Annotated in this window: 22 protein-coding genes; 15 read left to right on the top strand and 7 right to left on the bottom strand. The window is 73.6% G+C overall.

Going from position 1 to position 25,407, the window contains the following annotated elements:
• Positions 1 to 220 precede the first annotated feature (220 nt).
• From CP967_RS18190 to CP967_RS18200, 3 genes are all read left to right on the top strand, one after another.
• Positions 221 to 1,534 carry a sensor histidine kinase gene (locus CP967_RS18190; protein WP_150488984.1) on the top strand — a complete coding sequence of 438 codons (1,314 nt, stop codon included), beginning with the start codon at positions 221 to 223 and terminating at the stop codon, positions 1,532 to 1,534.
• Entirely contained in the window at positions 1,531 to 2,202 is a 672-nt protein-coding gene (locus CP967_RS18195; RefSeq protein ID WP_150488985.1) for a response regulator, read from the top strand. The genes CP967_RS18190 and CP967_RS18195 overlap by 4 nt, the downstream gene beginning before the upstream one ends.
• A gap of 65 nt (positions 2,203 to 2,267) precedes the next feature.
• The gene (locus tag CP967_RS18200; protein WP_150488986.1) at positions 2,268 to 3,473 is read left to right on the top strand and encodes a cytochrome P450; all 1,206 of its coding nucleotides are present in this window, start codon (positions 2,268 to 2,270) and stop codon (positions 3,471 to 3,473) included.
• Here CP967_RS18200 and CP967_RS18205 read toward each other — a convergent pair.
• The 3 genes from CP967_RS18205 to CP967_RS18215 form a co-directional block, all read right to left on the bottom strand.
• Positions 3,456 to 3,842 carry a hypothetical protein gene (locus CP967_RS18205; RefSeq protein WP_150488987.1) on the bottom strand — a complete coding sequence of 129 codons (387 nt, stop codon included), beginning with the start codon at positions 3,840 to 3,842 and terminating at the stop codon, positions 3,456 to 3,458. The genes CP967_RS18200 and CP967_RS18205 overlap by 18 nt on opposite strands.
• Positions 3,843 to 3,909: 67 nt before the next feature.
• Positions 3,910 to 5,565, bottom strand: coding sequence for an ABC transporter permease (locus tag CP967_RS18210; RefSeq protein ID WP_150488988.1), 1,656 nt, complete (start codon positions 5,563 to 5,565; stop codon positions 3,910 to 3,912).
• Positions 5,562 to 6,494, bottom strand: coding sequence for an ABC transporter ATP-binding protein (locus tag CP967_RS18215; RefSeq protein WP_150488989.1), 933 nt, complete (start codon positions 6,492 to 6,494; stop codon positions 5,562 to 5,564). Before CP967_RS18215 ends, CP967_RS18210 begins: the two co-directional genes overlap by 4 nt.
• A 91-nt stretch (positions 6,495 to 6,585) precedes the next feature.
• Here CP967_RS18215 and CP967_RS18220 point away from each other — a divergent pair, with 91 nt between their 5' ends.
• On the top strand, positions 6,586 to 7,080 hold the full coding sequence (locus CP967_RS18220) for a GbsR/MarR family transcriptional regulator (RefSeq protein ID WP_150488990.1): 495 nt from the start codon (positions 6,586 to 6,588) through the stop codon (positions 7,078 to 7,080).
• A 66-nt stretch (positions 7,081 to 7,146) separates the two neighbouring features.
• Here CP967_RS18220 and CP967_RS18225 read toward each other — a convergent pair whose 3' ends face one another.
• Positions 7,147 to 8,004 (bottom strand): diacylglycerol kinase family protein, encoded by an 858-nt coding sequence (locus CP967_RS18225; RefSeq protein ID WP_150488991.1) that lies wholly within the window; start codon positions 8,002 to 8,004, stop codon positions 7,147 to 7,149.
• 185 nt (positions 8,005 to 8,189) lie between these two features.
• Here CP967_RS18225 and CP967_RS18230 point away from each other — a divergent pair, with 185 nt between their 5' ends.
• Entirely contained in the window at positions 8,190 to 9,473 is a 1,284-nt protein-coding gene (locus CP967_RS18230; protein ID WP_150488992.1) for an adenylosuccinate synthase, read from the top strand.
• 71 nt (positions 9,474 to 9,544) lie between these two features.
• On the opposite strand, the gene CP967_RS18235 is transcribed toward CP967_RS18230, so the two are convergent.
• On the bottom strand, positions 9,545 to 11,839 hold the full coding sequence (locus tag CP967_RS18235; RefSeq protein WP_150488993.1) for a serine/threonine-protein kinase: 2,295 nt from the start codon (positions 11,837 to 11,839) through the stop codon (positions 9,545 to 9,547).
• A 332-nt stretch (positions 11,840 to 12,171) separates the two neighbouring features.
• Between CP967_RS18235 and CP967_RS18240 the strand changes: the two genes are divergently transcribed.
• From CP967_RS18240 to CP967_RS18255, 4 genes are all read left to right on the top strand, one after another.
• Positions 12,172 to 13,056, top strand: a complete 885-nt coding sequence (locus tag CP967_RS18240) for a glycoside hydrolase family 19 protein (protein ID WP_280116544.1) — start codon at positions 12,172 to 12,174, stop codon at positions 13,054 to 13,056.
• A 132-nt stretch (positions 13,057 to 13,188) separates the two neighbouring features.
• Positions 13,189 to 14,073, top strand: a complete 885-nt coding sequence (locus CP967_RS18245; RefSeq protein ID WP_150488995.1) for a glycoside hydrolase family 19 protein — start codon at positions 13,189 to 13,191, stop codon at positions 14,071 to 14,073.
• A gap of 97 nt (positions 14,074 to 14,170) precedes the next feature.
• Complete coding sequence (locus CP967_RS18250) at positions 14,171 to 14,653, top strand: hypothetical protein (protein ID WP_150488996.1); 483 nt, start codon at positions 14,171 to 14,173, stop codon at positions 14,651 to 14,653.
• A gap of 493 nt (positions 14,654 to 15,146) precedes the next feature.
• Positions 15,147 to 16,604: a helix-turn-helix domain-containing protein gene (locus CP967_RS18255; protein WP_190175154.1), complete on the top strand. Its 1,458-nt coding sequence runs from the start codon at positions 15,147 to 15,149 to the stop codon at positions 16,602 to 16,604.
• A gap of 52 nt (positions 16,605 to 16,656) precedes the next feature.
• Here the strand turns inward: CP967_RS18255 and CP967_RS18260 are convergent, their stop codons facing one another.
• The gene (locus tag CP967_RS18260) at positions 16,657 to 18,666 is read right to left on the bottom strand and encodes a serine/threonine-protein kinase (RefSeq protein ID WP_150488998.1); all 2,010 of its coding nucleotides are present in this window, start codon (positions 18,664 to 18,666) and stop codon (positions 16,657 to 16,659) included.
• Positions 18,667 to 18,895: 229 nt separating this feature from the next.
• On the opposite strand from CP967_RS18260, the gene CP967_RS18265 reads away from it, so the two are divergent.
• From CP967_RS18265 to CP967_RS18275, 3 genes are all read left to right on the top strand, one after another.
• Positions 18,896 to 20,287 carry an aspartate aminotransferase family protein gene (locus CP967_RS18265; protein WP_150488999.1) on the top strand — a complete coding sequence of 464 codons (1,392 nt, stop codon included), beginning with the start codon at positions 18,896 to 18,898 and terminating at the stop codon, positions 20,285 to 20,287.
• Between the two features lie 107 nt (positions 20,288 to 20,394).
• The gene (locus CP967_RS18270; RefSeq protein WP_150489000.1) at positions 20,395 to 21,114 is read left to right on the top strand and encodes a GntR family transcriptional regulator; all 720 of its coding nucleotides are present in this window, start codon (positions 20,395 to 20,397) and stop codon (positions 21,112 to 21,114) included.
• A gap of 344 nt (positions 21,115 to 21,458) precedes the next feature.
• A complete protein-coding gene (locus tag CP967_RS18275; protein WP_150489001.1) occupies positions 21,459 to 22,109 on the top strand; it encodes a hypothetical protein in 651 nt (216 codons plus the stop codon).
• An 86-nt stretch (positions 22,110 to 22,195) separates the two neighbouring features.
• Here the strand turns inward: CP967_RS18275 and CP967_RS18280 are convergent, their stop codons facing one another.
• A complete protein-coding gene (locus CP967_RS18280) occupies positions 22,196 to 22,981 on the bottom strand; it encodes an SLATT domain-containing protein (RefSeq protein WP_150489002.1) in 786 nt (261 codons plus the stop codon).
• 374 nt (positions 22,982 to 23,355) lie between these two features.
• Between CP967_RS18280 and CP967_RS18285 the strand changes: the two genes are divergently transcribed.
• From CP967_RS18285 to CP967_RS18295, 3 genes are all read left to right on the top strand, one after another.
• Positions 23,356 to 23,691 carry a YbaB/EbfC family nucleoid-associated protein gene (locus tag CP967_RS18285; RefSeq protein WP_150489003.1) on the top strand — a complete coding sequence of 112 codons (336 nt, stop codon included), beginning with the start codon at positions 23,356 to 23,358 and terminating at the stop codon, positions 23,689 to 23,691.
• 92 nt (positions 23,692 to 23,783) lie between these two features.
• Positions 23,784 to 24,383 (top strand): recombination mediator RecR, encoded by a 600-nt coding sequence (gene recR, locus CP967_RS18290; protein ID WP_150489004.1) that lies wholly within the window; start codon positions 23,784 to 23,786, stop codon positions 24,381 to 24,383.
• 95 nt (positions 24,384 to 24,478) lie between these two features.
• The gene (locus CP967_RS18295) at positions 24,479 to 25,138 is read left to right on the top strand and encodes a DUF5063 domain-containing protein (RefSeq protein WP_150489005.1); all 660 of its coding nucleotides are present in this window, start codon (positions 24,479 to 24,481) and stop codon (positions 25,136 to 25,138) included.
• Positions 25,139 to 25,407 lie beyond the last annotated feature (269 nt).

Below are 25,407 nucleotides of genomic sequence, written 5' to 3' on the forward strand. Positions count from 1 at the left end.
CGGTCACGGTCGGGGTGCGGGCGCCAGCGGACCCGGCCCGCGGGGCGGGGCCCGCGGTCACGGTCCGGGTGCGGGGGCCCGCGGTCACGGTCCGGTGGACGGGCCCGCGGGTGTGGTCCGGCGGGCGGGGGACGTCGGCCCGGTAGTCCTCAGGACGGACGGCCCGGGATCCGCATCACTGCTGACGACCCGGGACGAAGCGCCGCCTACCGTGGGACGCGTGACCGAGAACAAGACCAGAAGCCCGGAGTTCCGGCTGGCCGCGGGGGCGATAGGCGGCGCGCGGCAGGACCTCTTCCACGATGTGCTCGCCTACCGCCCGCTGCCGCCCCTGGCGGAGGACGGGCCGATGGTCCGGTGGCTGCCCGGGCGGCTGCGGAAGCGGGCGGTGTGGACGCCGCACGCCGCGGTCGGGGCCCTCGCGCTGATCGTGCTGCTGGCGGGCCTCACCTCCACACCGGCCTCCATGCTGGGGATCTCGGCCCTCATCGCCGGCGGGGCGCCGGCCGCGGCGCTGGGGCTGACACTGATCCGCCCGGTCCTCGCGTTCTGGGTGTCGGTCCTGTCGACCCCGGTGGTGGCCGTCGCGAGCAGCGGTGACTGGCCGTGGGTCCCGAGCTCCTTCGCCGCCCACCTGGGGGTGCTGATCGTCGTCGCGGCACGGACCCGGCCGCGCACCGCCGCCTGGATGTGGCTGATCACGCTCCTCGCCGGCAGCTTCCTGGACAACTTCGGCGGCCACTACTCCTCCACCGTCTCCGGCATGGCCGTCGTGTCCGCCTTCGCCCTGCTCCTGGTCGCCATGGTGCAGGTGCGGCGCGACGCCGAGCGTGAGGTGACCGTGCAGCGCACGGTCACCGCCGTGGAACGCGACCGGCGCACGCTGCTGGAGGAGCGCACCACCATCGCCCGGGAGCTGCACGACGTCGTCGCCCACCACATGTCCGTCGTCGCGATCCAGGCCGAGGCGGCCCCGTACCGGGTGGAGGACCCGCAGCCCGAGCTGGTGCAGGCCTTCGCCACCATCCGGGAGAACGCGGTGGCCGCGCTCACCGAACTCCGCCGCGTCCTCGGTGTCGTACGCGCGGAGGACCACGAGGCGCCGGACGCCCCGCAGCCCACCCTGGCGGACCTCGGCCGGCTGCTGGACAACGTCCGCGAGGCCGGGCTGGAGACGACGAGGGCGGTCACCGGCGCGGTACGCGAACTCCCCCAGGGCGTCGAGCTGTCGGCGTACCGGATCGTGCAGGAGGCGCTGAGCAACACCCTCCGGCACGCGCCCGGCGCCTCGGCCCGGGTGGAGATCAGCTACGTGCTCGGCGGCCTGGGCCTGCGCGTCCTCAACGGACCCGCCCGGGGCCTGGTCAAACCGTCGCCGGGGGCCGGCCACGGGATCACCGGGATGCGGGAGCGGGTGGCGATGCTGGACGGCGAGATGACGGCCGGGGCCACCGAGGACGGCGGGTACGAGGTCGCGGTGTTCCTGCCGGTCGCGCCGGCGGACCGCACGGGGCAGAAGGGGGAGGGGGCATGAGCGGGGAAGGCGCCATCAGGGTGCTGATCGTCGACGACCAGATGATGGTCCGCGAGGGCTTCTCGGTGCTGCTGAACGCGATGCCGGGGATCGAGGTCGCCGGCGAGGCCGTCGACGGCCGGCAGGCGGTGGCGCGGGCCGCCGCGCTGCGGCCCGACGTGGTGCTCATGGACATCCGGATGCCGGAACTCAACGGCATCGAGGCGACCCGGGAGATCGTCGCCGCCGACCCCGACGCCAAGGTGCTGGTGCTGACCACCTTCGACCTCGACGAGTACGTGTACCAGGCGCTGCGGGCCGGCGCCTCCGGCTTCCTGCTGAAGGACGCGTCCGCGCACCAGCTCGCCGAGGGCGTACGGGTGGTGGCCGCCGGGGAGGCGCTGCTCGCGCCGACGGTGACCCGGCGTCTGATCACGGAGTTCTCGAAGCTGGCCGAGGCGCCGAGACCGCCCGCCCTGGCCCGCGTCGGCGACCTCACCGAGCGGGAGACCGAGGTCCTCGTCCTGATCGCCCAGGGCCTGTCGAACCAGGAGATCGCCTCGCACCTGATCGTCGCCGAGTCGACGGTCAAGACGCATGTGAGCCGGATCCTGGTGAAGCTGGGCCTGCGCGACCGGACCCAGGCGGCGGTGTTCGCGTACGAGGCGAGGCTGGTCACCCCGGGGTGAGGGCCCGGGGCGCCGCGGCGGGGTGCTCCCCGGGCCGGCGGGCGGGCGCGGATAGCGTCGGTCCCATGCACGTGTCCTTCGACCCCTGGTCACCGGCGTTCGTCGCCGACCCGTACCCCGCCTACGCCGCGCTGCGCGCCACCGGCCGGGCGCACTACTTCGAGCCGACCCGCCAGTGGCTGATCCCGCACCACAGCGACGTGTCGGGGCTGCTGCGGGACCGGCGGCTGGGCCGGACGTACCTGCACCGGTTCACGCACGAGGAGTTCGGCGTGGCCCCGCCGCCGGCCGAGCACGAACCGTTCCACACCCTCAACGGCCACGGGCTCCTCGATCTGGAGGCCCCCGACCACACCCGGATCCGCCGGCTCGTCTCCACGGCGTTCACGCCCCGCCGTGTCGAGGCGCTCGCCCCGACCGTGGAGCGCCTGGCCGCCGGGCTCGTCGAGCGGTTCGTCCTGGCGGGCGGCGGCGACCTGCTCACCGAGGTCGCCGAACCGCTGCCGGTGGCCGTGATCGCCGAGATGCTCGGCGTACCCGAGTCCGACCGGCCCCTGCTGCGCCCCTGGTCCGCGGCGATCTGCGGCATGTTCGAGCTGAACCCGCCGGAGGAGACCGCGCGGGCCGCCGTGCGGGCGTCGGCCGAGTTCTCCGCCTACCTGCGCGAACTGATCGGCGTACGGCGCGCGGACCCGGGGGCGGACCTGGTCTCCGGGCTCATCGCCGCCCACGACGACGAGGGCCGGCTGACCGAGCAGGAGATCGTCTCCACCTGTGCGCTGCTGCTCGACGCCGGCCACGAGGCGACCGTCAACGCCACGGTCAACGGCTGGTGGACGCTCTTCCGGCATCCGGCGGAACTGGCCGCCCTGCGCGCCGACCACCGCCTGCTGCCGACCGCGGTGGAGGAACTGCTGCGCTACGACACCCCGGTGCCCATGTTCGCCCGGTGGGTCCTGGACGACATCGAGATCGGCGGCACCGTCATCCCGCGCGGCTCGCAGGTCGCACTGCTCTTCGCGTCGGCCAACCGGGACCCGGAGCGCTTCGCCGACGCGGAGACGCTGGACCTGGCCCGGCGGGACAACCCGCACATCTCCTTCGGCGCGGGCATCCACTACTGCCTGGGCGCCCCCCTGGCCCGCCTCGAACTCGCCGCCTCGTTCGGCGCGCTGCTGCGCGACGCCCCCGGTATGCGGCTGGTGGCGGAACCGGAGTGGAACCCCGGCTACGTGATCCGGGGGCTGCGGGGGCTACGGGTGGAGATCTGAGACCAGGGTGCCGGTGAGCCCCACGCGGTCCGGGTCGTACGGGTTCGCCCAGGTGTGCAGGGCCCACGCCGAGACGGCGAGGACGCCCGCCGTGCACACGGCCGCGACGAGGACACGGGAGGGCGCCGCGCCGCGCCCGCGCAGCAGACGCAGCGTCAGCAGCCAGGTCACCGGGGGGGCCAGGGCGCCGGCGAGCAGGACGAGTGGCAACTCCGTCCACAGGACGGAGAGGTCCCGGCCGTGCCCTTCGAGGCCGGTGCCCATGTGGATGCCGGTGCGCCGGGACGAGCCCCAGACGAACAGGGCGGTGGCCGCCCCGAGCGCCGCCGCCGCGCACCCGCCGTACCCGGCCGTGTCACGTTGTTCCATGGGGATCATGACGCCGGCGGGGGCGTGGCCGGTTCCTGGCAGGACACCGGCGGGGCGCGGCCGGTTCCTACGCGGTCCGCAGGTCCCGGCGGCGGTAGCCCTCCAGGCCCAGCAGGAGGAGGCCGGCGGCGATCAGGGTGAGGACGGCCAGGGGCGTCCAGCCCATGGCCGCCGAGGGCAGCCGCGGTACGTGCGCGAAGGGGGACAGGCCGTCCGCCCAGCCGGGGAACCGCAGCAGCGGGCCCAGGTAGCCGGCGACGAAGGCGTACACCGGCACGGCCCAGGCCGCCGGAGCCGCACGGGGCAGCCAGCCGTGGAGGACGGCCGCCACCCCGGCCGTGACCCAGAGCGCCGGCGCGTACGCCAGGGCGGCCCCCACCAGCTCCGGGAGCAGCCCGGGGTCGCCGGCCGACGCCGCCCCCGCGGCGCCGATGCCGAGCCCGGCGAGGAGCAGCAGGAACGTGCCGCCCGCCATGGCCACGGCGAGGTGGCTGCCCGCCCAGCTGGCGCGTGACAGACCGGCCGCGAGCAGGGGCTCCGCCCGGCCCGCGCTCTCCTCGGACCTCGGCCGCAGGGCGGCCGTCACCACGTACACGGCCGTGACGACGGCGAGCACCACCATGACCATCGACGCGAACGACTCGGCCGTGGTCGCGCCGCCGATGCCGTCCAGCGCCTCCTGGAGCGGGTCGATGTCCTTCAGCATGCCCTCCGCGTCGCCGAGGACCGACCCGTACATCGCGCCCATCAGGAAGACCCCGGCGCCGAATCCGGCCAGCGCAGAGCGGTGCAGCCGCAGGGCGAGGCCCGGCGGCCGGACCAGGGACGCGGACGCGGCCGGACTGCCGGGCCGGGCGGCGCGGAGCCCGGCTCCCACGTCCCGCCGGGCGGACAGGGCGAATCCGGCACCGGCGCAGAGGACGGCGAGCACCAGGCAGAGCAGCAGCGGCCACCAGCGGTCGTCCGCGTACGGATAGGCGCGCTGGACCCAGCCGACCGGGGAGAGCCAGGAGAGCGCGTCGCCGCCGCCCGCGTCACCGGCGGCCCGCAGGGCGTAGGCGAGGCCGATGACGGCCACGGCCGTGCCGGAGGCGCCCCGGGTGTGCGGGGTGATCTGCGCGGTGACCGCCGCGACGCCCGCGAAGACGGCTCCCGCGGCCGCGTGCGCGAACCCGTAAAGCAGGGATCCGCCGGGGTCGAGGCCCGTCGCGCCGAGGCCGAGGGCCAGCAGCAGGGCGAGCGCGAGGCCGGCGAGCGACGCGATGGCCAGTGCGGCGGCCAGGTGCGCGTGCCGGCCGACGGCGGTGGAGCGGACCAGCTCGGCGCGGCCGGTCTCCTCCTCGGCGCGGGTGTGCCGGATGACGGTCAGGGCGCTCATCAGGCCGGCCAGGACGACGGTGAAACCGAGCAGCTGATGGGCCGTCATCGCGCCGGAGGTGTAGTCGTCGAGATAGTGGCGGGGCCCTGTCATGGCGAGCCCGGCCGGGCTCGCCATGGCGGCGGCGGCCGAGGCGCGGTCGGCCGGGCCGGCGTACAGCGTGGCGTAGTTGGCGGCCGTGGCGGCCGTGCCGGCGGACAGGGCGAGGAGCCAGACGGGCAGCCGGACGCGGTCCCTGCGGAGGCCGAACCGGATCAGGGCGAGGGTCCCGGCCAGGGCGCCGCCGCTTCGCGCGGGGGGCCGGGCGGGCGCGGGCGCGGGCGCCCGGGTGGCGGCGGAGGTCATCGGCTCTCTCCGCGGGGGTGGCCGCTCACGGAGAGCTCGTCGCCGTAGTGGCGCAGCATGAGCTCCTCCAGGGTCGGCGGGTGGCTGGTCAGGCTGCGTACGCCGCACGCGGCGAGCTCGCCGAGGGCGGCGCCGAGGTGGTCGCCGTCCACGTCGAACCGCACCCGGCCCCCGGCGCCGTCACCGGTGAACTCCACGGAGTGCACACCGGGCAGCCGGCCGAGTCCGGTGGGCGGGCGGTCCGTCCCGGCCTCGATCGTCGTGCGCGTCAGATGCCGCAGCTCCTCCAGCGACCCGGACCGCACGGTCCTGCCGCGCCGGACGATGCTGATCCGGTCGGCCAGCTTCTCGACCTGGGCCAGGATGTGGCTGGAGAGCAGGACGGTCCGGCCCGCCGCCTTCGCCCGCAGGATCTCGTCCTGGAAGACCGCCTCCATCAGGGGGTCGAGTCCGGAGGTCGGCTCGTCCAGGAGCAGCAGCTCCACGTCGGAGGCCAGCGCGGCGACGAGGGCCACCTTCTGGCGGTTGCCCTTCGAGTAGGTACGGCCCTTCTTTGTCGGGTCGAGGCCGAAGCGCTCGGTCAGCTCGTCCCGGCGCCGCCTGTCCGCCCCGCCGCGCAGGCGCGAGAGCAGGTCGATCGCCTCGCCGCCGGTGAGCCCCGGCCACAGCTCCACGTCGCCGGGCACATAGGCCAGGCGCCGGTGCAGCTCGACGGCGTCGTGCCACGGGTCCCCGCCGAGCAGCCGGGCCGTGCCCGCGTCGGGGCGCAGCAGCCCCAGCAGGATTCTGAGGGTGGTGGACTTCCCCGCGCCGTTGGGCCCGAGGAAGCCGTGGACCTCACCGGTCTCGACGGTGAGGCCGAGGCCGTCCAGCGCGTGTGTCCGGCCGAACGACTTCTGCAGCCCGGCCACGGTGATCGCCTTCGTCATGTTTCTGAACGTACGGTGATTTCACAAAATTGTGAAGTTAAGGAACCGTATAAAATCGGGGCCGGAACCGGGCAGGGAAGGCGGCACAGCGATGACCAGCGGCACCGAGGAGAAGGCGGGGCGGGACGAGGAGGCCGTCTCGCGGTTCGTCGAGCGGTTCGCCGCCGACATGACGGAGGCGGGGATGCAGCGGATGGCCTCCCGTGTCTTCGCGGCCCTGCTCGCGGACGACGACGGCTCCATGACCTCGGCCGAACTCGGCGAGCGCCTCAGGATCAGCCCGGCCGCGGTCTCCGGCGCGGTCGCCTACCTCACCCAGGTCAGCATGGTCGGCAGGGAGCGCGAGCCCGGCTCGCGCCGCGACCGCTACCGGCTGCACAACGGGATCTGGTACGAGACGTTCGCCAACCGCGACCATGTGCTGACCCGCTGGGAACGGACCCTGAGGGAGGGCGCGCGCTCCCTGGGCGAGGACACCCCGGCGGGCGCGCGCATCGCGGAGACCGCGGAGTTCTTCGAGTTCCTGCGGAACGAGATCGCCGGTGTGATGGAACGGTGGCGCGAGAGCCGCAAGGCGGCGGAGTAGGGCCTGCCCGGCGGCCGGGGCGCTGCCCGCCGGCGGTTCAGGGTCCGGTGCCCCGCCGGGCGGCGCTCACTCCTCGGGCGGGGCCGGCAGCACCAGGCCCCACGCGCTCGTCCGCACGGTCCAGGTGCGGGTGCGCACCGGGCCGGCGGACTGTATGTCGGCCCGGTAGCGGAAGTCGGGCCCGGAGACCGTGACCGCCTTCGCACGGGTCGTGACCGTCTCGCCGGAGACGGTGTGGATCACCACGTCCGCCGGGCCGCCGTCCCCCCGGGGGGCCATCGCGAGGCCGGTCACCGGCCGGTCCAGATCGGTCAGCAGCACCCCGTCAGCCTCCACCCGCAGCCGGTGCGAACCGGCCGGCGCGGACGGCGCCGGCGGGGCGGGGGCCGGGCGGACCAGGGACGTTATCAACGTCCGGCAGGTGTCCCAGACCGCGGTGACGCCCGTGGGGTGCGGGCCGCCGTCCGGCGCGGGCGCGGGGACGCGCAGGTCGGCCAGCACCACACCGTCGCTGTCGTCGACCAGCAGGTCGAGCCGGCGGGGGGTGCCGTCGAGAGCCGTACGGGCCGCCGCCACCGCTCCCCGGGGGACCCCCAGGGCGTGGGCCAGCCCCAGCGAGCGCGGGGCACCGACCGGGATCAGGGCGAGGGTGCTGCCGGTCAGCTCGCGCTCCCGGTGGAGCTGGGTCACGGCGCGCAGCAGGGCGCGGTCGTCACCGACCACCACCGGGCGCCGGGAGCCCCGCCGGGCCAGGGCCCGTGCGAACTCCTCCGGGCCGTCGGCGAAACAGATCTTGGCGTCCGCGCCCGCGCTCAGGACGTCCTTCGCGATACGCACGGACTCGCCGTCACTGCGGCGGGCCAGGGGGTCCACGAGTACGAGCAGCTGGTGGTCGCCGTCGCCGGGGGGCTCTGCAGCCGACACCTCGGTCCTTCCTCGGGTAGCATCTTGGTGCAAGAGCCCCTTGCGCTATTGCGCCAGGGGCTTCGTCTATTCCGGGGCACCCGGTTCGACGGCTCAGGCTTTGCCGTACATCGTCGTGCGGCAGTACGACCTTGACGTACGCCCCCTGACCTTGGACATGCCCCGCCCGGAAGGGGTGTACGCCTGTGCCCGCACTTGTGCTGCTCGGTGCTCAGTGGGGTGACGAGGGCAAGGGGAAGGCCACCGACCTCCTCGGTGGATCCGTCGACTATGTGGTGCGATACCAGGGCGGCAACAACGCCGGCCACACGGTTGTCGTAGGCGACCAGAAGTACGCACTGCATCTCCTCCCCTCCGGAATCCTTTCGCCGGGGTGTACCCCGGTCATCGGTAACGGTGTCGTCGTCGACCCGGCGGTCCTGCTCTCCGAGCTGAGCGGTCTGAACGACCGGGGCGTCGACACGTCCAAGCTCCTGATCAGTGGCAACGCCCATTTGATCACTCCGTACAACGTCACCGTCGACAAGGTGACGGAACGCTTCCTCGGCAAGCGGAAGATCGGTACGACCGGCCGCGGCATCGGCCCGACGTACGCCGACAAGATCAACCGTGTCGGGATCCGCGTCCAGGACCTCTACGACGAGTCGATCCTGACGCAGAAGGTCGAGGCGGCGCTGGAGCAGAAGAACCAGCTGCTGGCCAAGGTCTTCAACCGGCGGGCGATCGACGCGGAGAAGATCGTCGAGGAGATGCTCCAGTACGCGGAGCAGCTGAAGCCGTACGTCGCCGACACGACGCTGATCCTGAACAACGCCATCGACGACGGCAAGGTGGTCCTCTTCGAGGGCGGCCAGGGCACGCTGCTCGACGTCGACCACGGCACGTACCCCTTCGTCACCTCCTCGAACCCGACCGCCGGCGGTGCCTGCACCGGCGCCGGCGTGGGCCCCACGAAGATCTCCCGGGTCATCGGGATCCTCAAGGCCTACACGACGCGCGTCGGCGCCGGCCCGTTCCCGACGGAGCTGCTCGACGAGGACGGCGAGGCGCTGCGGCGCATCGGCGGCGAGCGCGGGGTCACCACCGGCCGCGACCGCCGCTGCGGCTGGTTCGACGCCCCGATCGCGCGGTACGCGACCCGGGTCAACGGCCTCACCGACTTCTTCCTCACCAAGCTGGACGTGCTGACCGGCTGGGAGCGGATCCCGGTGTGCGTGGCGTACGAGATCGACGGCAAGCGCGTCGAGGAACTCCCTTACAACCAGACCGACTTCCACCACGCGAAGCCGATCTACGAGATGCTGCCCGGCTGGTCCGAGGACATCACGAAGGCCAAGACCTTCGCCGACCTGCCGAAGAACGCGCAGGGGTACGTGAAGGCGCTGGAGGAGATGTCCGGCGCCCCGATCTCGGCGATCGGTGTCGGCCCCGGCCGGACCGAGACCATCGAGATCAACTCCTTCCTGTAGGAGCGGCCGGTACGAAGGGCCCCGGCGGGCGTGTACGCGCCCACCGGGGCCCTTCGTGTGCCGCGGGCCGGTCAGTTCACCCTGCGGTAGGTGAGCGGTTCCTCGCCGTCGTCCGAGTCCAGCCAGGTGAGCGAGAGCCCGTCGGCCCCCTTCATCTGCACCAGGCGGGAGCCGTCGTCGTCGCACTTGTCCTCGGGTTCCGCCGCCGTCACGATCCGGGGGCCGAGCCGAAGCTCCTCGCTGTTGGCGTACACGAGGACGCTCTCCTCCTCGCAGTGGTGGGAGGGGCCGTCGCTGGTGTACTTGGCGACGACCTCCCCGTAGGCGCCCTGGCTCAGCACCAGGCTGGTCTCCTCGGTGTCCGGTGAACTGCCCGTCGCCACGTACTCCCAGGTGCCGAGGAACTCCGCGGGGATGGGGGTGGCGTTCTCGGTGGCCTTGGTGAGCACCGCCGTCTCACCCCCGTCGGCGGTCCAGATGAGCGTGGAGTCGTCCGACGCGCGGATCGTCTGCCGTCCCCCGTCGGAGCACTGGTCCTCGGGGCTGCTGCTGGTCGCCCGGGTGTCGAGCACCATCAGGTTGTCGAACGAGACCAGTTCGCCGGAGCCGGTGCACAGCGCCGAGTCGAAGGAGTTGAAGGTGGTCACGACATCGGCACCCACATTGCCCTGGGTGATGGTGATGCGGCGGAAGGCGAGGAGGTCGCCCTCCTCGTCCTTGCTGGTCCCCTCCCAGACACCCAGGTAGTCGGGCGCGATGATGCCCTCCACCGCGCCGGACGGGGCGGAGGAGGCCGCCGCGGACGGGGACGCCGTGTCCGGGGAGGAGGGTTCCTCGGACGGCGTCCCCTCCGTCTCCCGCGAACTCGGCGAAGCCGCCGCCTTGCCGTCCTTGGAGCCGGTGTCGTCCGACCCGAACTGCACGGCCGCGTAGGTGATCCCGCCGGCGGCCAACGCCACGGCGGCCACCGCCGCGGTGACGATCAGCGCCGTACGCCGGCGCGTCGAGGAGGGTGCCGCGGGCCCCGGACCGCCCGGCGGAACGCCGAGGTCGGCGGGGGTGGTGAGGGGTGCGCCGAAGACACCGAGCGGGGCGGGCGTGCCGGGCGGGGTGGTGCCGGGGCCGCCGGGCGGTGTCCCCTCGGGCCCGGGGCCCGGGACGGACGGGGTCGCGGAGGCCGGTGCCGGGTCCGGGCCGGCGAGAGGCGTGGCGGGGGGTGCGGCCGCCGGGTACGCGGGGGCGGCGGACGGCAGAGGTGTGGGCTCCGCGGCCGGCGGCGGGGCGACGGGAGGCGGCGGTGTGTGCGCCGCGGGCGGCAGGGCCGAGGGCGCCGAGGACGGCGGGGGAGTGGGCGGCGCCGCGGGGAGCGGTGGCACCGCCCCGGTCGTGGGCGCGGCGGACGGCGGGGGCGGTGTCGCACCCGGGGGCGGACCGGCGGGCCTGGCGGGGACCCGCTGCGCCGGGCCGTCGGAGTCCAGCAGTTCCGCTGCCTTGCGGCCGAGTTCGGCGATCAGCCCGGCCGGCAGCCACGGCTCGGTGTCCCCCTCGGCCTCCTGGGTACGGCTGACGACCTCCTGGGGGGACGGGCGGTCGGCCGGGTTCTTCGCGAGGCAGGCGCGCACCAGCCCCTCCAGGCCCTCGGGCAGCCCTTCGAGGTCCGGTTCCTCCTGGGCGATGCGGTACATGACCGCGTGCATCCCGCTCTCCGACGAGCCGAACGGGTGCCTCCGCGTCCCGGCGAACGCCAGCACCGACCCCAGGGAGAAGACGTCGCTGACCGGGGTGAGGGTCTCACCGCGGACCTGCTCGGGCGACATGTAACCGGGCGAGCCGATCACCGCCCCGGTGCGCGTCAGCTTGCCGTCCGCGGTCACCGCGTCCAGGGCGCGGGCGATCCCGAAGTCGATGACCCGGGGCCCGTCGATGGTCACCAGCACGTTGGCGGGCTTGAGGTCGCGGTGGATCAGTCCGGCCGTGTGGACCGCCGTGAGCGCCTGGGCGAGCCGGTGGCCCAGGATGCGCACCGAACGCTCCGGCAGCGGCCCCTCCTGGCCCGCGAGCACCGCGTGCAGCGAGGGCCCGGGGACGTACGCCGTCGCGACCCAGGGCGCGGCGGCATCGGTGTCCGCGTCCAGGACGGCCGCGGTCCACAGCCCGCCGACCCGGCGGGCGGCCGCGATCTCCTGGGCGAAGCGCCTGCGGAACTCCGGCTCCGTGGCGAGCTCGGAACGCACGAGCTTGACGGCTACGGTCCGCCCGCCGCCGGAACGCGCCAGATATACCTCGCCCATACCGCCTGCTCCCAGGCGGGCGAGGAGGCGGTAGGGGCCGATGTGTGACGGGTCGTCATGTGTCAGCTGATCCACGCCCGGATCCTCGCACAACGGCCCCTGTCCGGGCGCCGGGAAGGCGCGCTGTGGTGCAGTTCCGTTACCGAGAGGGCGCCGGTGTGCCCGGAGTGCGCGATTCCGCCACCGGGCCAGGGGAGGGCGGAGGGGCCGGACCCGTGGGCCGCGAGGAACCGGCCCGGGGTCCCACTGCTTCCGGCCCCGGATCCGCCGCTTCCGGCTCGGGGAGCCGTAACGAGGGGCAATGGTCCAGACCTTGACAGGTCCAGACCATTCGGATTCAGTGTCCGGCACCCGTCAAGTCGGCCCGCCGAACCGTCCGGTGCGCCGCGCCGAAGGAGTGAGCAGCGCTGAAACGCATCAAGAGGTTCCTGACCGTCCTGAGCGCGGTCGTCGCCGCGGCCGCCGCGCTCCCCCAGGCCGCCACGGCCGCCGCCGCTCCCGCCGCGGCCACCCAGGCGTGCGCCCCCACCTGGAACGCGACCACGGCGTACACGGCGGGTGGCACGGTCTCCCACCACGGGCGCAACTGGAGCGCCAAGTGGTGGACGCAGAACGAGAATCCCGGCGCCACGACCGTCTGGTCGGACCGGGGGGCGTGTACGGGCGGGGAGCAGGACTTCGTCATCAGCGAGGAGCAGTTCGACGAGATCTTCCCGGACCGCCACCCCTTCTACACCTACCAGGGGCTCGTCGACGCGCTGCACGCCTATCCGCGCTTCGCCAACACCGGGACGCCGCAGACCCGGGCCCGGGAGGCGGCCGCCTTCCTGACGCACGCCGACTTCGAGTCGGTCGGCCTGCGGTACGTCAAGGAGATCAACGAGGCCAACTACTGGCGCAAGTGCGACTACAGCCAGCCGTACGGCTGCCCGGCGGGGCAGGCGGCGTACTACGGCCGGGGACCGATCATGTTCAGCTGGAACTTCAACTACAAGGCGGCCGGTGACGCGCTCGGCCTGGACCTGCTGAACGATCCGTGGCTGGTCGAGCGGGACCCGTCCGTGGCCTGGCAGACCGCCCTCTGGTACTGGAACACCCAGAACGGCCCCGGCACGATGACCTCCCACGAGGCGATGGTGGGCGGTGCCGGCTTCGGCGAGACCATCCGCTCGCTGAACGGGGCGCTGGAGTGCGACGGCGGCAACCCCGGATCGGTCGAGGCGCGGGTCGCCCGCTACGAGCGGATCACCGGCATCGTCGGTACCGCACCCGGGTCCGGTCTCACCTGCTGAACCGGCCGAACTCACCCTGAAGAATGAAGTGTTGGTCTAGACCTTGACAGGTCCAGACCACTCTCGCTTGAGTAGGGACACCCCCATGGCGGCGTACGCCCGTCGGCGGCGCCGCGCCGAAGGAGTGATCACGTGTTCAGACGTGTCATCGGCCTGTTCACCGCGCTGGCCGCGGTCGTCGCCGCTTTCGTCCTGCTCCCCGCCGCCACCGCCTCGGCGGCCGCCTGCGCCACGCCCTGGAGCTCCTCGTCCGTCTACGTAGGAGGCCAGACGGCCTCGTACAACGGGCACAACTGGTCCGCCAAGTGGTGGACGCAGAACGAGAAGCCGGGCTCCACCCAGGTCTGGGCCGACCAGGGCACCTGCGGTGGCGGCGGAACCGAGGAGCCGAACCCCACGGGCTTCGTCGTCAGCGAGGCGCAGTTCAACCAGATGTTCCCGAACCGGAATTCCTTCTACACCTACAGCGGTCTCACCGCGGCCCTGAGCGCCTACCCGGGCTTCGCGAACACGGGCAGCGACACCGTCAAGAAGCAGGAGGCGGCGGCCTTCCTCGCCAACGTCAGCCACGAGACCGGCGGTCTGGTGCACATCGTCGAGCAGAACACCGCCAACTACCCGCACTACTGCGACACCACCCAGTCCTACGGGTGCCCGGCCGGCCAGGCCGCCTACTACGGCCGCGGCCCCATCCAGCTCAGCTGGAACTTCAACTACAAGGCCGCCGGTGACGCCCTCGGCATCGACCTGCTCGGCAACCCCTGGCAGGTCGAGCAGAACGCCTCCGTGGCCTGGAAGACCGGTCTCTGGTACTGGAACACCCAGAACGGCCCCGGCACCATGACCCCCCACAACGCCATGGTGAACGGCGCCGGCTTCGGCGAGACCATCCGGTCGATCAACGGCAGCCTGGAGTGCAACGGCGGCAACCCCGCCCAGGTCCAGAGCCGTATCTCCAAGTACCAGGCGTTCGTCCAGATCCTCGGCACCACGCCCGGCTCCAACCTGAGCTGCTGAACCCGGTCCCACCTTGAGGAGGGGGGCGTGTCCGGCGGCGGCCGGACGCGCCCCCCGATTCGTTCCCGGGGCAGGGCGGTTGGCAGGATCACCGCCCATGACCACGGACAGCGCCACACCCCCCGCTCCCGGGCCCGGGAGCGCACTCGCTCTGATCGACGACGCCCTCGCCCGCCCCTTCCCGGCCGGGGAGGAGAGCGAGGACAACGGCGTACGCAGCAGTGGACCGGGCCACCACCTGCTGATCCTGCGGGCGAGCCGGGACTTCTGGGACGATCGGTCCCTGGAGACGGTGGAGCCCGCCGAGCAGGAGATCGAGGAGGAGTTCAGCCTGCTGGCAAGCGCGTTGAGCGAACGGTGGGGTGAGCCGGAGACCGTCGAGCTCTGGCCCTACCTGGAGGAGGACGGCCCGACGCCGGAACCCGTGTCCCAGCTCAGCAACCTGGCCGGCAGCATGCAGGTCTGGCGGCTGCCGGACCGCGGCGGGCGGTGGCTGGGCCTGGCGGTGGGCCAGGCGGACCCCGAGTTCCCGATCTGGCTGCTCGCCGCCGTCGGCGAGGACTCCGTCCTGCCAGGCTGAACGGGAGACGGCGGAGCGGGGGCGAGACGGCCCGGACGAGGGCACGACGGCCCGGACGAGGGCACGACGGCCCGGACGAGCGGGAGACGGCCGGGAGATGAGGGGGAGACGGCCGGTGCGGCGCGGTGCCGGGCGGCTCTCCGGGCCGTCACCGGCGGCCGGCGACAGCGACCACCCCCGTGGGCCGCTGTCGCCGTACCCCCGGCACGGGCGCCCTCCGGCACCACGGGCGTCCGTGTGGCGCCTCGGTGCTCTTCGGAGTCCTGGATCCGGGACGTTCCCCGACGTCCCCCGACGTTCCCCGAACGTCCCGGAACACCCTGGGGACTCTAGGGGGGCGGGGCCGGGAACCGGGAGATTCAATTCGCACGGTGAGATTGCAGGGGGGTATCAGAGCGCACAGCGAACCGGTAGCCTGCACTCCGGTTTGCCGAGCGGAGCGTGGAGCGGGGGACGGGTGCACACGCGGGAACGGGCCGACGACGTGCTGCGGATGCACCGGCTGACACGCACGGGCGGATCGCCGGAGCTGCTGCGCTGGCTGGCCCAGCGGTCGGACGGGTGGGCCGGACTGCTGGACTGCGACGGCACGGTGCTCCAGGGCGTGTCCGGGACCGCCCGGTGGCCGGGCCAGGACGCCGCCGCGCTCGCCTCCCGCGCGGCACGGGAACTGACGGTGCGCGGGGCGCGCGCCTATTCGCTGGAGACCGAGGAGTGCACGGCCCTGCTGCTCCCGCTCGACGACGTACCCGAGGACCGCGGCACCCTCCTCGCGGTCGTGGCGCCGCGGCCGCTGCCCGGCGGGCTCGCCACCCTGCTCGGTGACGCGACGATGCCGCTCCTGCTGGCCTGGTCGTCGGAGAGCGTGGAGCGCAAGCGCCGCCGCGTCGACCTGGCGGAGTCCCGTGGACGGGAGGCGGTGCTGCACCTCCTCATGACAGGGCAGCTGTCCATCGCCCACCAGGTGGCGGGCGCCCTGCGGCCGAGGCTCCCCGACCCGGTCCGGGTCTGCGTCGTCGAATGCCCGGGCGGCAGACGGGACGAGGTGGCTCGGATCTGTACGGAGGCATCCGGCGGCCGGACCTGGATCGTGCGCTGCCCCGTCTACGCCCGCCATCTGATCCTGATCGCCCCGGCGGACGCGGGCCCGGCGGGCGGAGGGCCGCACGCCGGCACCCCCTTCGACCGGACCGTGGCCGACCTGGTGGACGACTGCGTCGTCGGCGTCAGCGAGGACGTACCCCTGTCCGACACGGCGACGGGCTACCGCCAGGCGTTCCACGCCCTGGCGGTGGCCCGCGGACTCCCGGACCGGCACGCCCGCTTCGGTTCCGCTCCCGAACCCGCGCTCGTGGCCGGCGCCGCCGGAGAGCTGTGGGCGAACACCCTGCTCGCCCCGCTGCTCACCTACCTGCCCCGCCGCTCGCAGGACCCGGGCAGCCAGGAACTGGTGGCCACCCTGGCGTCCTGGCTGGCGTTCTCCTCCCACGCCACCCAGCACCTGAAGATCCACCGCAACACCTTGGCCGCCCGGCTCAGACTGATCGGCGAACTGCTCCACCTGGACCTGAACCGGCTCGCCGACCAGGCCGCCCTCGACCTCGCCCTGTGCATCCGGGCCGTCCCGGCCCCGTACCGCTCCGAGGACGCCGGGGCCGGCGCCGTGCCCGACCTCGACACGATCCTGCGCGGCGCGGGCATCCAGAACTGGGCGGCCCAGCAGTTCCGCGCGCTCGCCCCGGCGGGCCGCACGGCGGAGGAGACACTGCGCGCCTGGCTGCGCTGCGAGGCCCAGCTCGCCCCCACCGCGGCCGATCTGGGCATCTCCGTGCCGGGGACGCGCAAGCGTCTGGTCCGGCTGGAGGGCGTCCTGCACCGCTCGCTGCTCCGGTCGCCGAGCGCGCGGTACGACCTGTGGCTGGCCTTCCGCGCGGTGGACCTGGCCTCCTGAGGAGCGGAGCCCGGAAGCGGTCTGCGGTCTGCGGTCCGTGCTCCCGGCCGGGTCAGTCCGTCCTGGTGTAGGTCAGGCTCTCCCCGGTCTCCGGGATCTCACGGCGCAGGCCGCCGTCGGGCAGCAGGGTCAGGACGGTCGGCCTGCCGGGGGTGCAGGAGGCCGCGGGTTCACCGACCGTGACCCGGGAGGGGCCGATGCGCACCGGGTCGCCGGGGGCCGGTCCGTCCGCCAGCTCCGCCTGGAAGACGCAGTGGTAGGAGCCACCGGAGCCGAGCGGGCCGTCGGCGGTGAGGGAGAGCACCGTGTCGCCCACCTCCCCCTGCCGGATGACGAGCCGGCGGGTGGACGTCCCCGCGTCGCCGCCGACGGTGCCCGTCCAGGTGCCCACGTAGTCCGCGGGGACGGCGCCCCCGGTGCCGTCGCCGGAGCCGCTCCCGGTGGGATCCGGATTCCGCGGGGCCGGGTCCGCGGAGGAACCGCCGGACGAGGACGCCGTGGGGGACGGGGAGGCCGTGGTGCCGCCGTCGTCCTTCATGAAGGCGTAGACGCCCCAGCAGGCACCGGCCGCCACGAGAGCCGCCACCACGACCAGCAGCACGGCCGCCCCTCTGCGCCGCCCCCTCGGACCGGACGAGGGGGAAGGCGCGGAGCCGGGGGCGGGGTGGGGCGGCGGCCCGTACGGGCGCGTGGGACCGAAACCGCCGGTGTGTCCCGGCGCGGGCTGCGTGGCGTAGCCGTACGGCGAGGGCGGGGGCGCCTGCTGCGGATAACCGTACGAGGGCGGGGGCGGCTGCTGTCCGGGGTGGCCGTACGGAGGCGGGAGCGGCTGCTGTCCGGAGTGGCCGTACGGCGGCGGGGGCGGCGGTGTCGCCGGCGGACCCGGAGCGTGTATCGGGGCGGGTCCCGGGGCGGACGGAGGCCGGACGGGCACCGTCCCCGGGGCGGAAGCGGCGGGGGGTGCGGAGGTGCCGGGTGCGGCGGTGGTGACAGGAGGGCTGGGAGGGGCGGGCGTGGCGGGAGCGCCGAGGGGGGCAGGTGCGCCGGTTGTGGTGGGTGCGCCGGCTGCCCCCGCCACCGGTGCGGCCGGGCCGCCGTCCTCCGGCCCGTCCTCCGCCGGCCCGTCCTCCTCCGGGTCCTCGGAGTCCAGCAGTTCCACGGCGTGCCGCCCCAGCTGGGCGATCAGCGCCGCGGGCAGCCACGGTTCCGCCGAGTCCGTACTGCCCAGCCGCTCCAGCACGCTGTCGGTGGACGGGCGGGCGGCCGGGTCCTTGACCAGGCAGTCCTGGATCAGCTCCACCAGGTCCACCGGGACGCCGGTGAGGTCCGGCTCCTCCCGGGCGATACGGAACATCAGCGCGTGCACCCCGCTGTCCGCCGCGCCGAACGGCATCCGCCCCGTGGCCGCGTACGCCAGGACGGACCCCAGGCAGAACACGTCGCAGGCGGTCGTCACCCGCTCGCCGCGCACCTGCTCGGGCGCCATGAAGCCGGGGGACCCGACCAGCGAGCCCGTACGGGTCAGATCGCCCTCGGCGAGGGTCTCCAGGGCCCGCGCGATCCCGAAGTCGATGACCCGGGGGCCGTCGATCGTCACCAGGACGTTGGAGGGCTTCAGGTCCCGGTGCACGATCCCGGCCCGGTGGATGTCCTGGAGCGCACCGGCCAGCCCGCTGCCCAGCGCGCGTACGGAGTGTTCCGGAAGCGGGCCGTACGAGCCCGAGCGGTCCGCCGGGACACCGGGGTGCCCCGAGACGACCCGGTGCAGCGAGGGACCGGCCACGTACCCCGTGGCCACCCACGGCACCGCGGCATCGGTGTCGGCGTCGAGCACCGGCGCGGTCCAGGCGCCCCCCACCCGGCGGGCGGCCCGCACCTCCGCCCGGAAACGCTCCCGGAACCGCTGCTGCTCCGCGAGTTCGGGGCGGACCAGCTTGATGGCGACCGTGCGGCCCCGTTCCGAGCGGGCCAGGAACACCTGGCCCATCCCGCCGGCCCCGAGTCTCCCCAACAGGCGGTAGCCGCCGATGCGTTGCGGGTCCGCGGAGCCCAGCTTCTCCATGGTGCGCTTCCTCCCCCGAACGGCCTCGTGGGGCCGTACGTCCAGAGAATAGCGGCGTGCCCCGCCCGCACACCCGCCCCGCCCGGCGGCCTCCGTGAGCGGGCGGGAGCGCCCGCGGGCGGGAGGCCGTGGGCCGGGCGCGGGGGTGTCGACACCCTGCCGAACGTGGCGGCGCACGCCGTACACAGTGGCCATGGAGTCGCGGCCCGGGGCCGCCTACGCTCGCCGCATGACCCCTCATGCCGCGCGCGCACCCCGTGCCCCCGAAGCCGACCCCGCCGCCGGTGCCGCCGTGAAGGCCACCGACCGCGCACACGTCTTCCACTCCTGGTCCGCCCAGGGCCTGATCGACCCGCTCGCCGTCGCCGGCGCCGAGGGGGCGTACTTCTGGGACTACGACGGCAACCGCTACCTCGACTTCAGCAGCGGTCTCGTCTTCACCAACATCGGCTACCAGCACCCCGCCGTCGTCGCCGCCATCCAGGAGCAGGCCGGCAAGCTCGCGACGTTCGCGCCCGCCTTCGCCGTCGAGGCGCGCTCCGAAGCCGCCCGGCTGATCGCCCGGCACACCCCCGGCGACCTGGACAAGATCTTCTTCACCAACGGCGGCGCCGAGGCCGTCGAGAACGCGGTCCGGATGGCCCGGGTGCACACCGGGCGCACGAAGGTGCTCTCCGCCTACCGCTCGTACCACGGGGCCACCGCCGCGGCGATCAACCTCACCGGCGACCCGCGCCGCTGGGCCTCCGACAACGGCTCGGCCGGGGTCGTCCGCTTCTGGGCGCCGTTCCTCTACCGCTCGCCCTTCTACGCGGAGACCGAGGCGGAGGAGTGCGCCCGCGCCCTCCAGCACCTGGAGGACACCCTGGCGTTCGAAGGCCCCTCGACGGTCGCCGCCGTGGTCCTGGAGACCGTCCCGGGCACCGCGGGCATCATGCCCCCGCCGCCCGGCTACCTCGCCGGTGTGCGCGAGATCTGCGACCGGTACGGGATCGTCTTCGTCCTCGACGAGGTCATGACCGGCTTCGGACGCACGGGGGAGTGGTTCGCCGCCGACCACCACGGCGTCGTACCGGACCTGATGACCTTCGCCAAGGGCGTCAACTCCGGTTACGTCCCGCTCGGCGGGGTCGCCATCAGCGCGGAGATCGCCGCGACCTTCGAGACCCGGCCCTACCCCGGCGGGCTCACCTACTCCGGTCACCCGCTGGCCTGCGCGGCGGCCGTCGCCACGATCAGGGTGATGGAGGAGGAGGGGACCGTCGGGAGCGCCGCGGACCTGGGCGAACGCGTCCTCGGACCCGGGCTGCGCGCCCTCGCCGAACACCACCCGTCCGTCGGCGAGGTACGCGGCCTCGGCGCTTTCTGGGCGCTGGAACTGGTCCGGGACCGCGAGACCCGCGAACCCCTGGTCCCCTACAACGCGACCGGTGAGGCCAACGCCCCGATGGCGGCCTTCGGCGCGGCCTGCAAAAAGAACGGCCTCTGGCCCTTCGTCAACATGAACCGCACCCACGTGGTCCCCGCCTGCAACATCACCGAGGCGGAGGCGAAGGAGGGACTGGCCGCGCTGGACGCCGCCCTCCACGTGGCCGACGAGCACACCGTCCGGGCCTCCTGACGAACGGTACCGGCAGGTCCGGGCACACGCGCCCCCTCCTCCGCGCCCCGCTCGCCGCCGCGGGCGAGGCCGTAAGGTGACCCGAGCCGAGAACGGGAGGGGGCGCCATGCCTGCGAGCGGAGCTGTGAACCGCAGTACGCTGCGGCAGCAGATCGCCGGCGCGCTGCGTGACGAGGTGCTCGCGGGCCGTATGCGCCCCCGGACCGAATTCACCGTCAAACAGATTGCCGAGCAGTACGGGGTCTCGGCGACCCCCGTCCGCGAGGCGCTGTTCGACCTCTCGGCGCAGGGCCTCCTCGAATCCGACCAGCACCGGGGCTTCAGGGTGCGCGAGTTCAGCGTCACCGACTACCGGGCCATGGTGGAGGCCCGCGCGCTGGTCCTGGACGGGGTCTTCCGGGCCGTCTTCGAGGGGGCGGACCCGGACGCCGTACGGACGGGCGAACACGCGGCGGCTCTGGCCTCGGTACGCCGCAGGGCCGAGGAGGCCGCCCGCGCGGTCCGCGTCGGCGACCTCGACATCCTCATCGGCTACGACCTGCGGTTCTGGCGCGAGCTGGGTGCCTTCTTCGGCAACCCGTACATCGCCGACTTCATGCACCGCCTACGGGTGCAGGCCTGGGTCTTCGCCGTCCCGTACCTGCGGGGCGACGCCGATGTGTGCGACTGGCTGTGGAACGGCCACCAGGAGCTGGTGGAGGCCCTCACCGCCCGCGACACCGCCGCCGTACGCTCGGTCCTGGACGCCTACCACGCGCACGGGCTGAACTGGGCGGACCGCCTGGCCGCCGGCGACCCGCCGCATCCGGGACACGGCACGGCCTGACCCGGAGCGGCGGGCCTCCTGTGCCGGGGCGAGGGACGGCCTGGTGCCGGCACGCGGGGGCCAAGCCCCGCACCGGGGGCACGGGGCGACCTGGTGCCCCCGTGCAGGCCGCACGGGAGAGCGTCCCCGCGCCGGACGTGCGGGGGAGCGTCCCCGTACCGGACGTGCGGGAAAGCGTCCCCGCGCCGGACGTGCGGGAAAGCGTCCCCGTACCGGCCGTGCGGGGGAGCGTCCCCGCACCGGGGGGCGCGGGAGGGCCTCGTGTCCCCGCGCCCTGTGCGCCGGGACCCCGCCGCATTACGCTGGCCCGACCATCGCACGAACCCTTCCGAGAGCGAGACTTCGTGGCCTGTGACCTGTGGCTGGTCCCCCTCGTCGATGTGCTGTGCCACAGCCCCGACAACCCCTTCGCCGAAGAGATCGCCCTCTACGACAAGGCGCTGGGCGAGGCGGGTCTGCCGTCCGTCCCCGTCTACGCCTACATGCCGGGCCTGACCGGCGACGTCGCCCCGGTCGCCGGTTTCGACTACGACGCCCTGCACCTCCTGCGCCGCGCCTATCTGCTCCAGCTCAGCGGGCTCGCCGTCACTCCCGTCGACGAACTCGGCGGGGACTACGAGCAGTTGCTGGAGATGTTCGAGCAGAGCGCGCAGGGCTCCCATCTGGTCTGGCACTACGACCACGCCGGGGCGTACGTACCGGTGGACTTCCCCGCGCCGCTCTTCGACGACCAGCTGCTGGAAGGCGGCGGACCGCTGGGTTCGTCGCACGGGCTGCTGCGGGAACTGGAGTTCGTCGCCCCGTCCCTCGGCATCGACCCGGCCAACCCGCCGGCCGCCCCGCTGCCGCCCATCGGACCGACCGATCTCGAGGAACCGGCCGGTCCGGTCAGGGACGACGGCAGTCCCTTCGCCCGGGAACGCCACGTGTGGCTGGGACTGCACGCCGCGGCCACCCGCAGCCTCGCCCAGGGATCCATGATCGTCTTCAGCTGACCGGGCCGCCCCTGCGTACCCCGACCGCGGGGCGCCCTGACGACCAGGCGCCCCGCGGGCACGGGACCCGTACCCGCGGGGGCTTTCTACCGGGGGGGCTCCGGCGGACGCTGGCGCGGCATGTTCGGCCGGGCCACCGGCATGGTCAGGCGCCCGGGATGCGTGCCCGGTTCCGGGCGGCCCCCCGCCGCGCCCGAGACCATCGACTGCACGCCCATGGGCGCGGGACCGGCCCGGAACTCCACCATCCAGTCCGCCGTCTCCATCCGGACGAGCTCGGTGATGTCCTCGGAGAACCGGCGCAGCACCCCCAGGCACCGCTCCGCGGCCTCGCTGGCCGTCCCCTCGGTCGGCCCGAGCACCTCGCGTACGGACTCCGAGGCCCAGTCGAACTGGAGGACCTGGAGACGGCGCTGTACGGCCTGTGCCGTCGCGAGATCCCTTATCCACCCCGAGGTCAGCCCGAAGTACCGGTCGCAGGCCATGCAGGCGGCACCCAGCAGCAGCGAGAGATAGCCCCAGCCGGCCGAGCCGTGCAGCTGCCCCGTCAGGTCGAGCAGCGGCAGCGAGGCCCCGGCGACCAGCCCGGTCGCCGTGCCGGTCCGCAGCGCCCTGGCCACACGCCGTTTGTGGATCCGGTCGTGCAGATACCAGTCGGCGGTCCGCAGGGCGCCCGCCTCCACCCAGCGGTACAGCTCGTCGAGCCGCTCGGCGGGCTCGCCCCAGTCCCCGAGGGGGAAGGGGCGGCCGGTCAGGTCCCCGGGCCCCGGATCACGGCGTGTACCGGACCCATCAGTTCCGGTACTCGCGCCGGGTCCCGCGCCGGACTCCTTTCGGGGCGGCCCTTCGGGCTGCATCTCCGGCTGACTCACCGGGGCACTCCTCTGCACTCTGAGTTTCGGCGCGCATCAGCGCGTGGTGACGCGGATCTGGCACGGCTGGAACGACGGACACGGACGGGTGGACTGCGGCATATGACGTGGGCCCACCGTGTAACTCTGCGTTACCTGGGGTGTGTTTTCGGGTACGGGTACGCCCGCTCTTCCTACCGCCGAATGGTGGGCCATGGGGAAGAAAACGCGGGATTCCCGCCTGCACACGGTCTCTGGTCAGGTATAGGAGCGTGGCAGCCGCTTTTTAAAACTCACTCGAAAGAGTTGGTCCCCGGCGGGTGGGGCAGGCCGTCCGGCGAGCACGTAGGCTCGGTTCACCGAAACAATCCGTCGTCGATGTGCCAGGAGTGACCGTGATTCCCGGTGGTGGCCAGCCCAACATGCAGCAACTGCTCCAGCAGGCCCAGAAGATGCAGCAGGACCTCGCCGCGGCCCAGGAGGAGCTGGCCCGGACGGAGGTCGACGGACAGGCGGGCGGTGGCCTGGTGAAGGCCACCGTCACCGGGTCCGGCGAGCTCCGCGCCCTGGTGATCGACCCCAAGGCGGTGGACCCGGAGGACACCGAGACCCTCGCCGACCTCGTGGTCGCCGCGGTCCAGGCGGCGAACGAGAACGCCCAGCAGCTGCAGCAGCAGAAGCTGGGCCCGCTCGCCCAGGGCCTGGGCGGCATGCCGGGCCTCCCGTTCTGAGTCCCGTCCGGTCCGGGCCCCCGCGGGCCCGGACCCTGTAGCTACCCGCCCGTACCGGCTACGGTACGAGCAGGAGAAGGAAAGGCGTTCCGTTGTACGAAGGCGTGGTTCAGGAGCTCATCGACGAACTGGGCAGGCTGCCCGGCGTCGGTCCCAAGAGCGCGCAGCGGATCGCTTTCCACATCCTCCAGGCCGAGCCCACCGACGTACGCCGGCTGGCCCACGCGCTCCTGGAGGTCAAGGACAAGGTCCGCTTCTGCGAGGTCTGCGGCAACGTCGCCCAGCAGGAGCAGTGCAACATCTGCCGCGACGCGCGCCGCGACCGGACGGTGATCTGCGTGGTCGAGGAGCCCAAGGACGTCGTCGCGATCGAGCGGACGAGGGAGTTCCGGGGCCGCTACCACGTCCTCGGCGGGGCGATCAGCCCCATCGAGGGCGTCGGCCCCGACGACCTGCGTATCCGGGAGCTGCTGGCCCGGCTCGCCGACGGCGCCGTCACGGAGCTGATCCTGGCGACCGACCCCAACCTGGAGGGGGAGGCCACCGCCACCTACCTCGCCCGCATGGTGAAGCCGATGGGGCTGCGGGTGACGCGCCTGGCCAGCGGCCTGCCGGTGGGCGGCGACCTGGAGTACGCGGACGAGGTCACCCTCGGCCGCGCGTTCGAGGGAAGGCGGCTGCTCGATGTGTGATCCGGCCACTCACGTCGCTCTTATACGAAGCGGTACTAGGTTCTACCCACGCCCTGCCCACCGTTCGTGACCGTGCCCACCGGGAGGTCTCCCCGATGTCCGACGCCACGCTGAACTCCGTCACGCAGGCCCCGGACGACTTCGCCGTCCAGATCGCGGACCAGATCAAGACGTTCATCGTCGCGGTCACCGAGGTCTCCAAGGCCGAGGAGCCCGAGGAGGCCGTGCCGGTCCTCCTCCTGCAGGTCTCCCAGCTGCTGCTGGCGGGCGGCCGGCTCGGCGCGTACGAGGACATCCTCCCGGACGAGCGGTACGAGCCGGACCTCGGCGCCGAGCCGGACGCCGACGGCCTGCGTGAGCGCTTCGCCGCCCTGCTGGAGCCGATCGACGTCTACTCCGAGGTCTTCGACCCGTACGAGCCGCGCAAGCCCCCCGTACCGCACCGCATCTCCGACGACCTGGCCGACCTGGTGACCGACCTCGGCCACGGGCTGGCCCACTACGAGGCGGAGCGCACGGCCGAGGCCCTGTGGTGGTGGCAGTTCTCGTACTTCTCCAACTGGGGCTCCACCGCCTCCGCCGCCCTGCGCGCCCTCCAGTCCCTGATCGCCCACATCCGGCTGAACCAGCCCCTGGAGGAGCTGGACGGCCTCGACACCGACCAGGACCCGGGCGACGGCGACCTCGCCGAGGAGGCGGGCCGGGTGATGCTCCAGGAGATCGCGGGGCCGCTGGGGCTGCGGCCGGTCAACTGAGACCGGTTTGCGGGGGCCGGCCCCGGACCGGTGCCCGCGTCCTCGCGCCGCCCGGATGAACGGATCAGGTCGTCCACCGGTCCCCTTCGTGAACCGGGCCGTGAACACGCGTAATTCGAGGGCGGACGGTGGACGCCGTTGCTAGCCTCCCGCCGGGCCCGTGATCTCCACAGGCCCGACGGGAGGGGTACGCACGTGGTGCGAGGCATACGGAGTGGACGAGCGAGACGGACAGCGGGTGCGGCGGCGGTCGCCCTGTGCACGGTGCT

The organism is Streptomyces nitrosporeus (genome assembly GCF_008704555.1).
Classification (GTDB): domain Bacteria; phylum Actinomycetota; class Actinomycetes; order Streptomycetales; family Streptomycetaceae; genus Streptomyces; species Streptomyces nitrosporeus.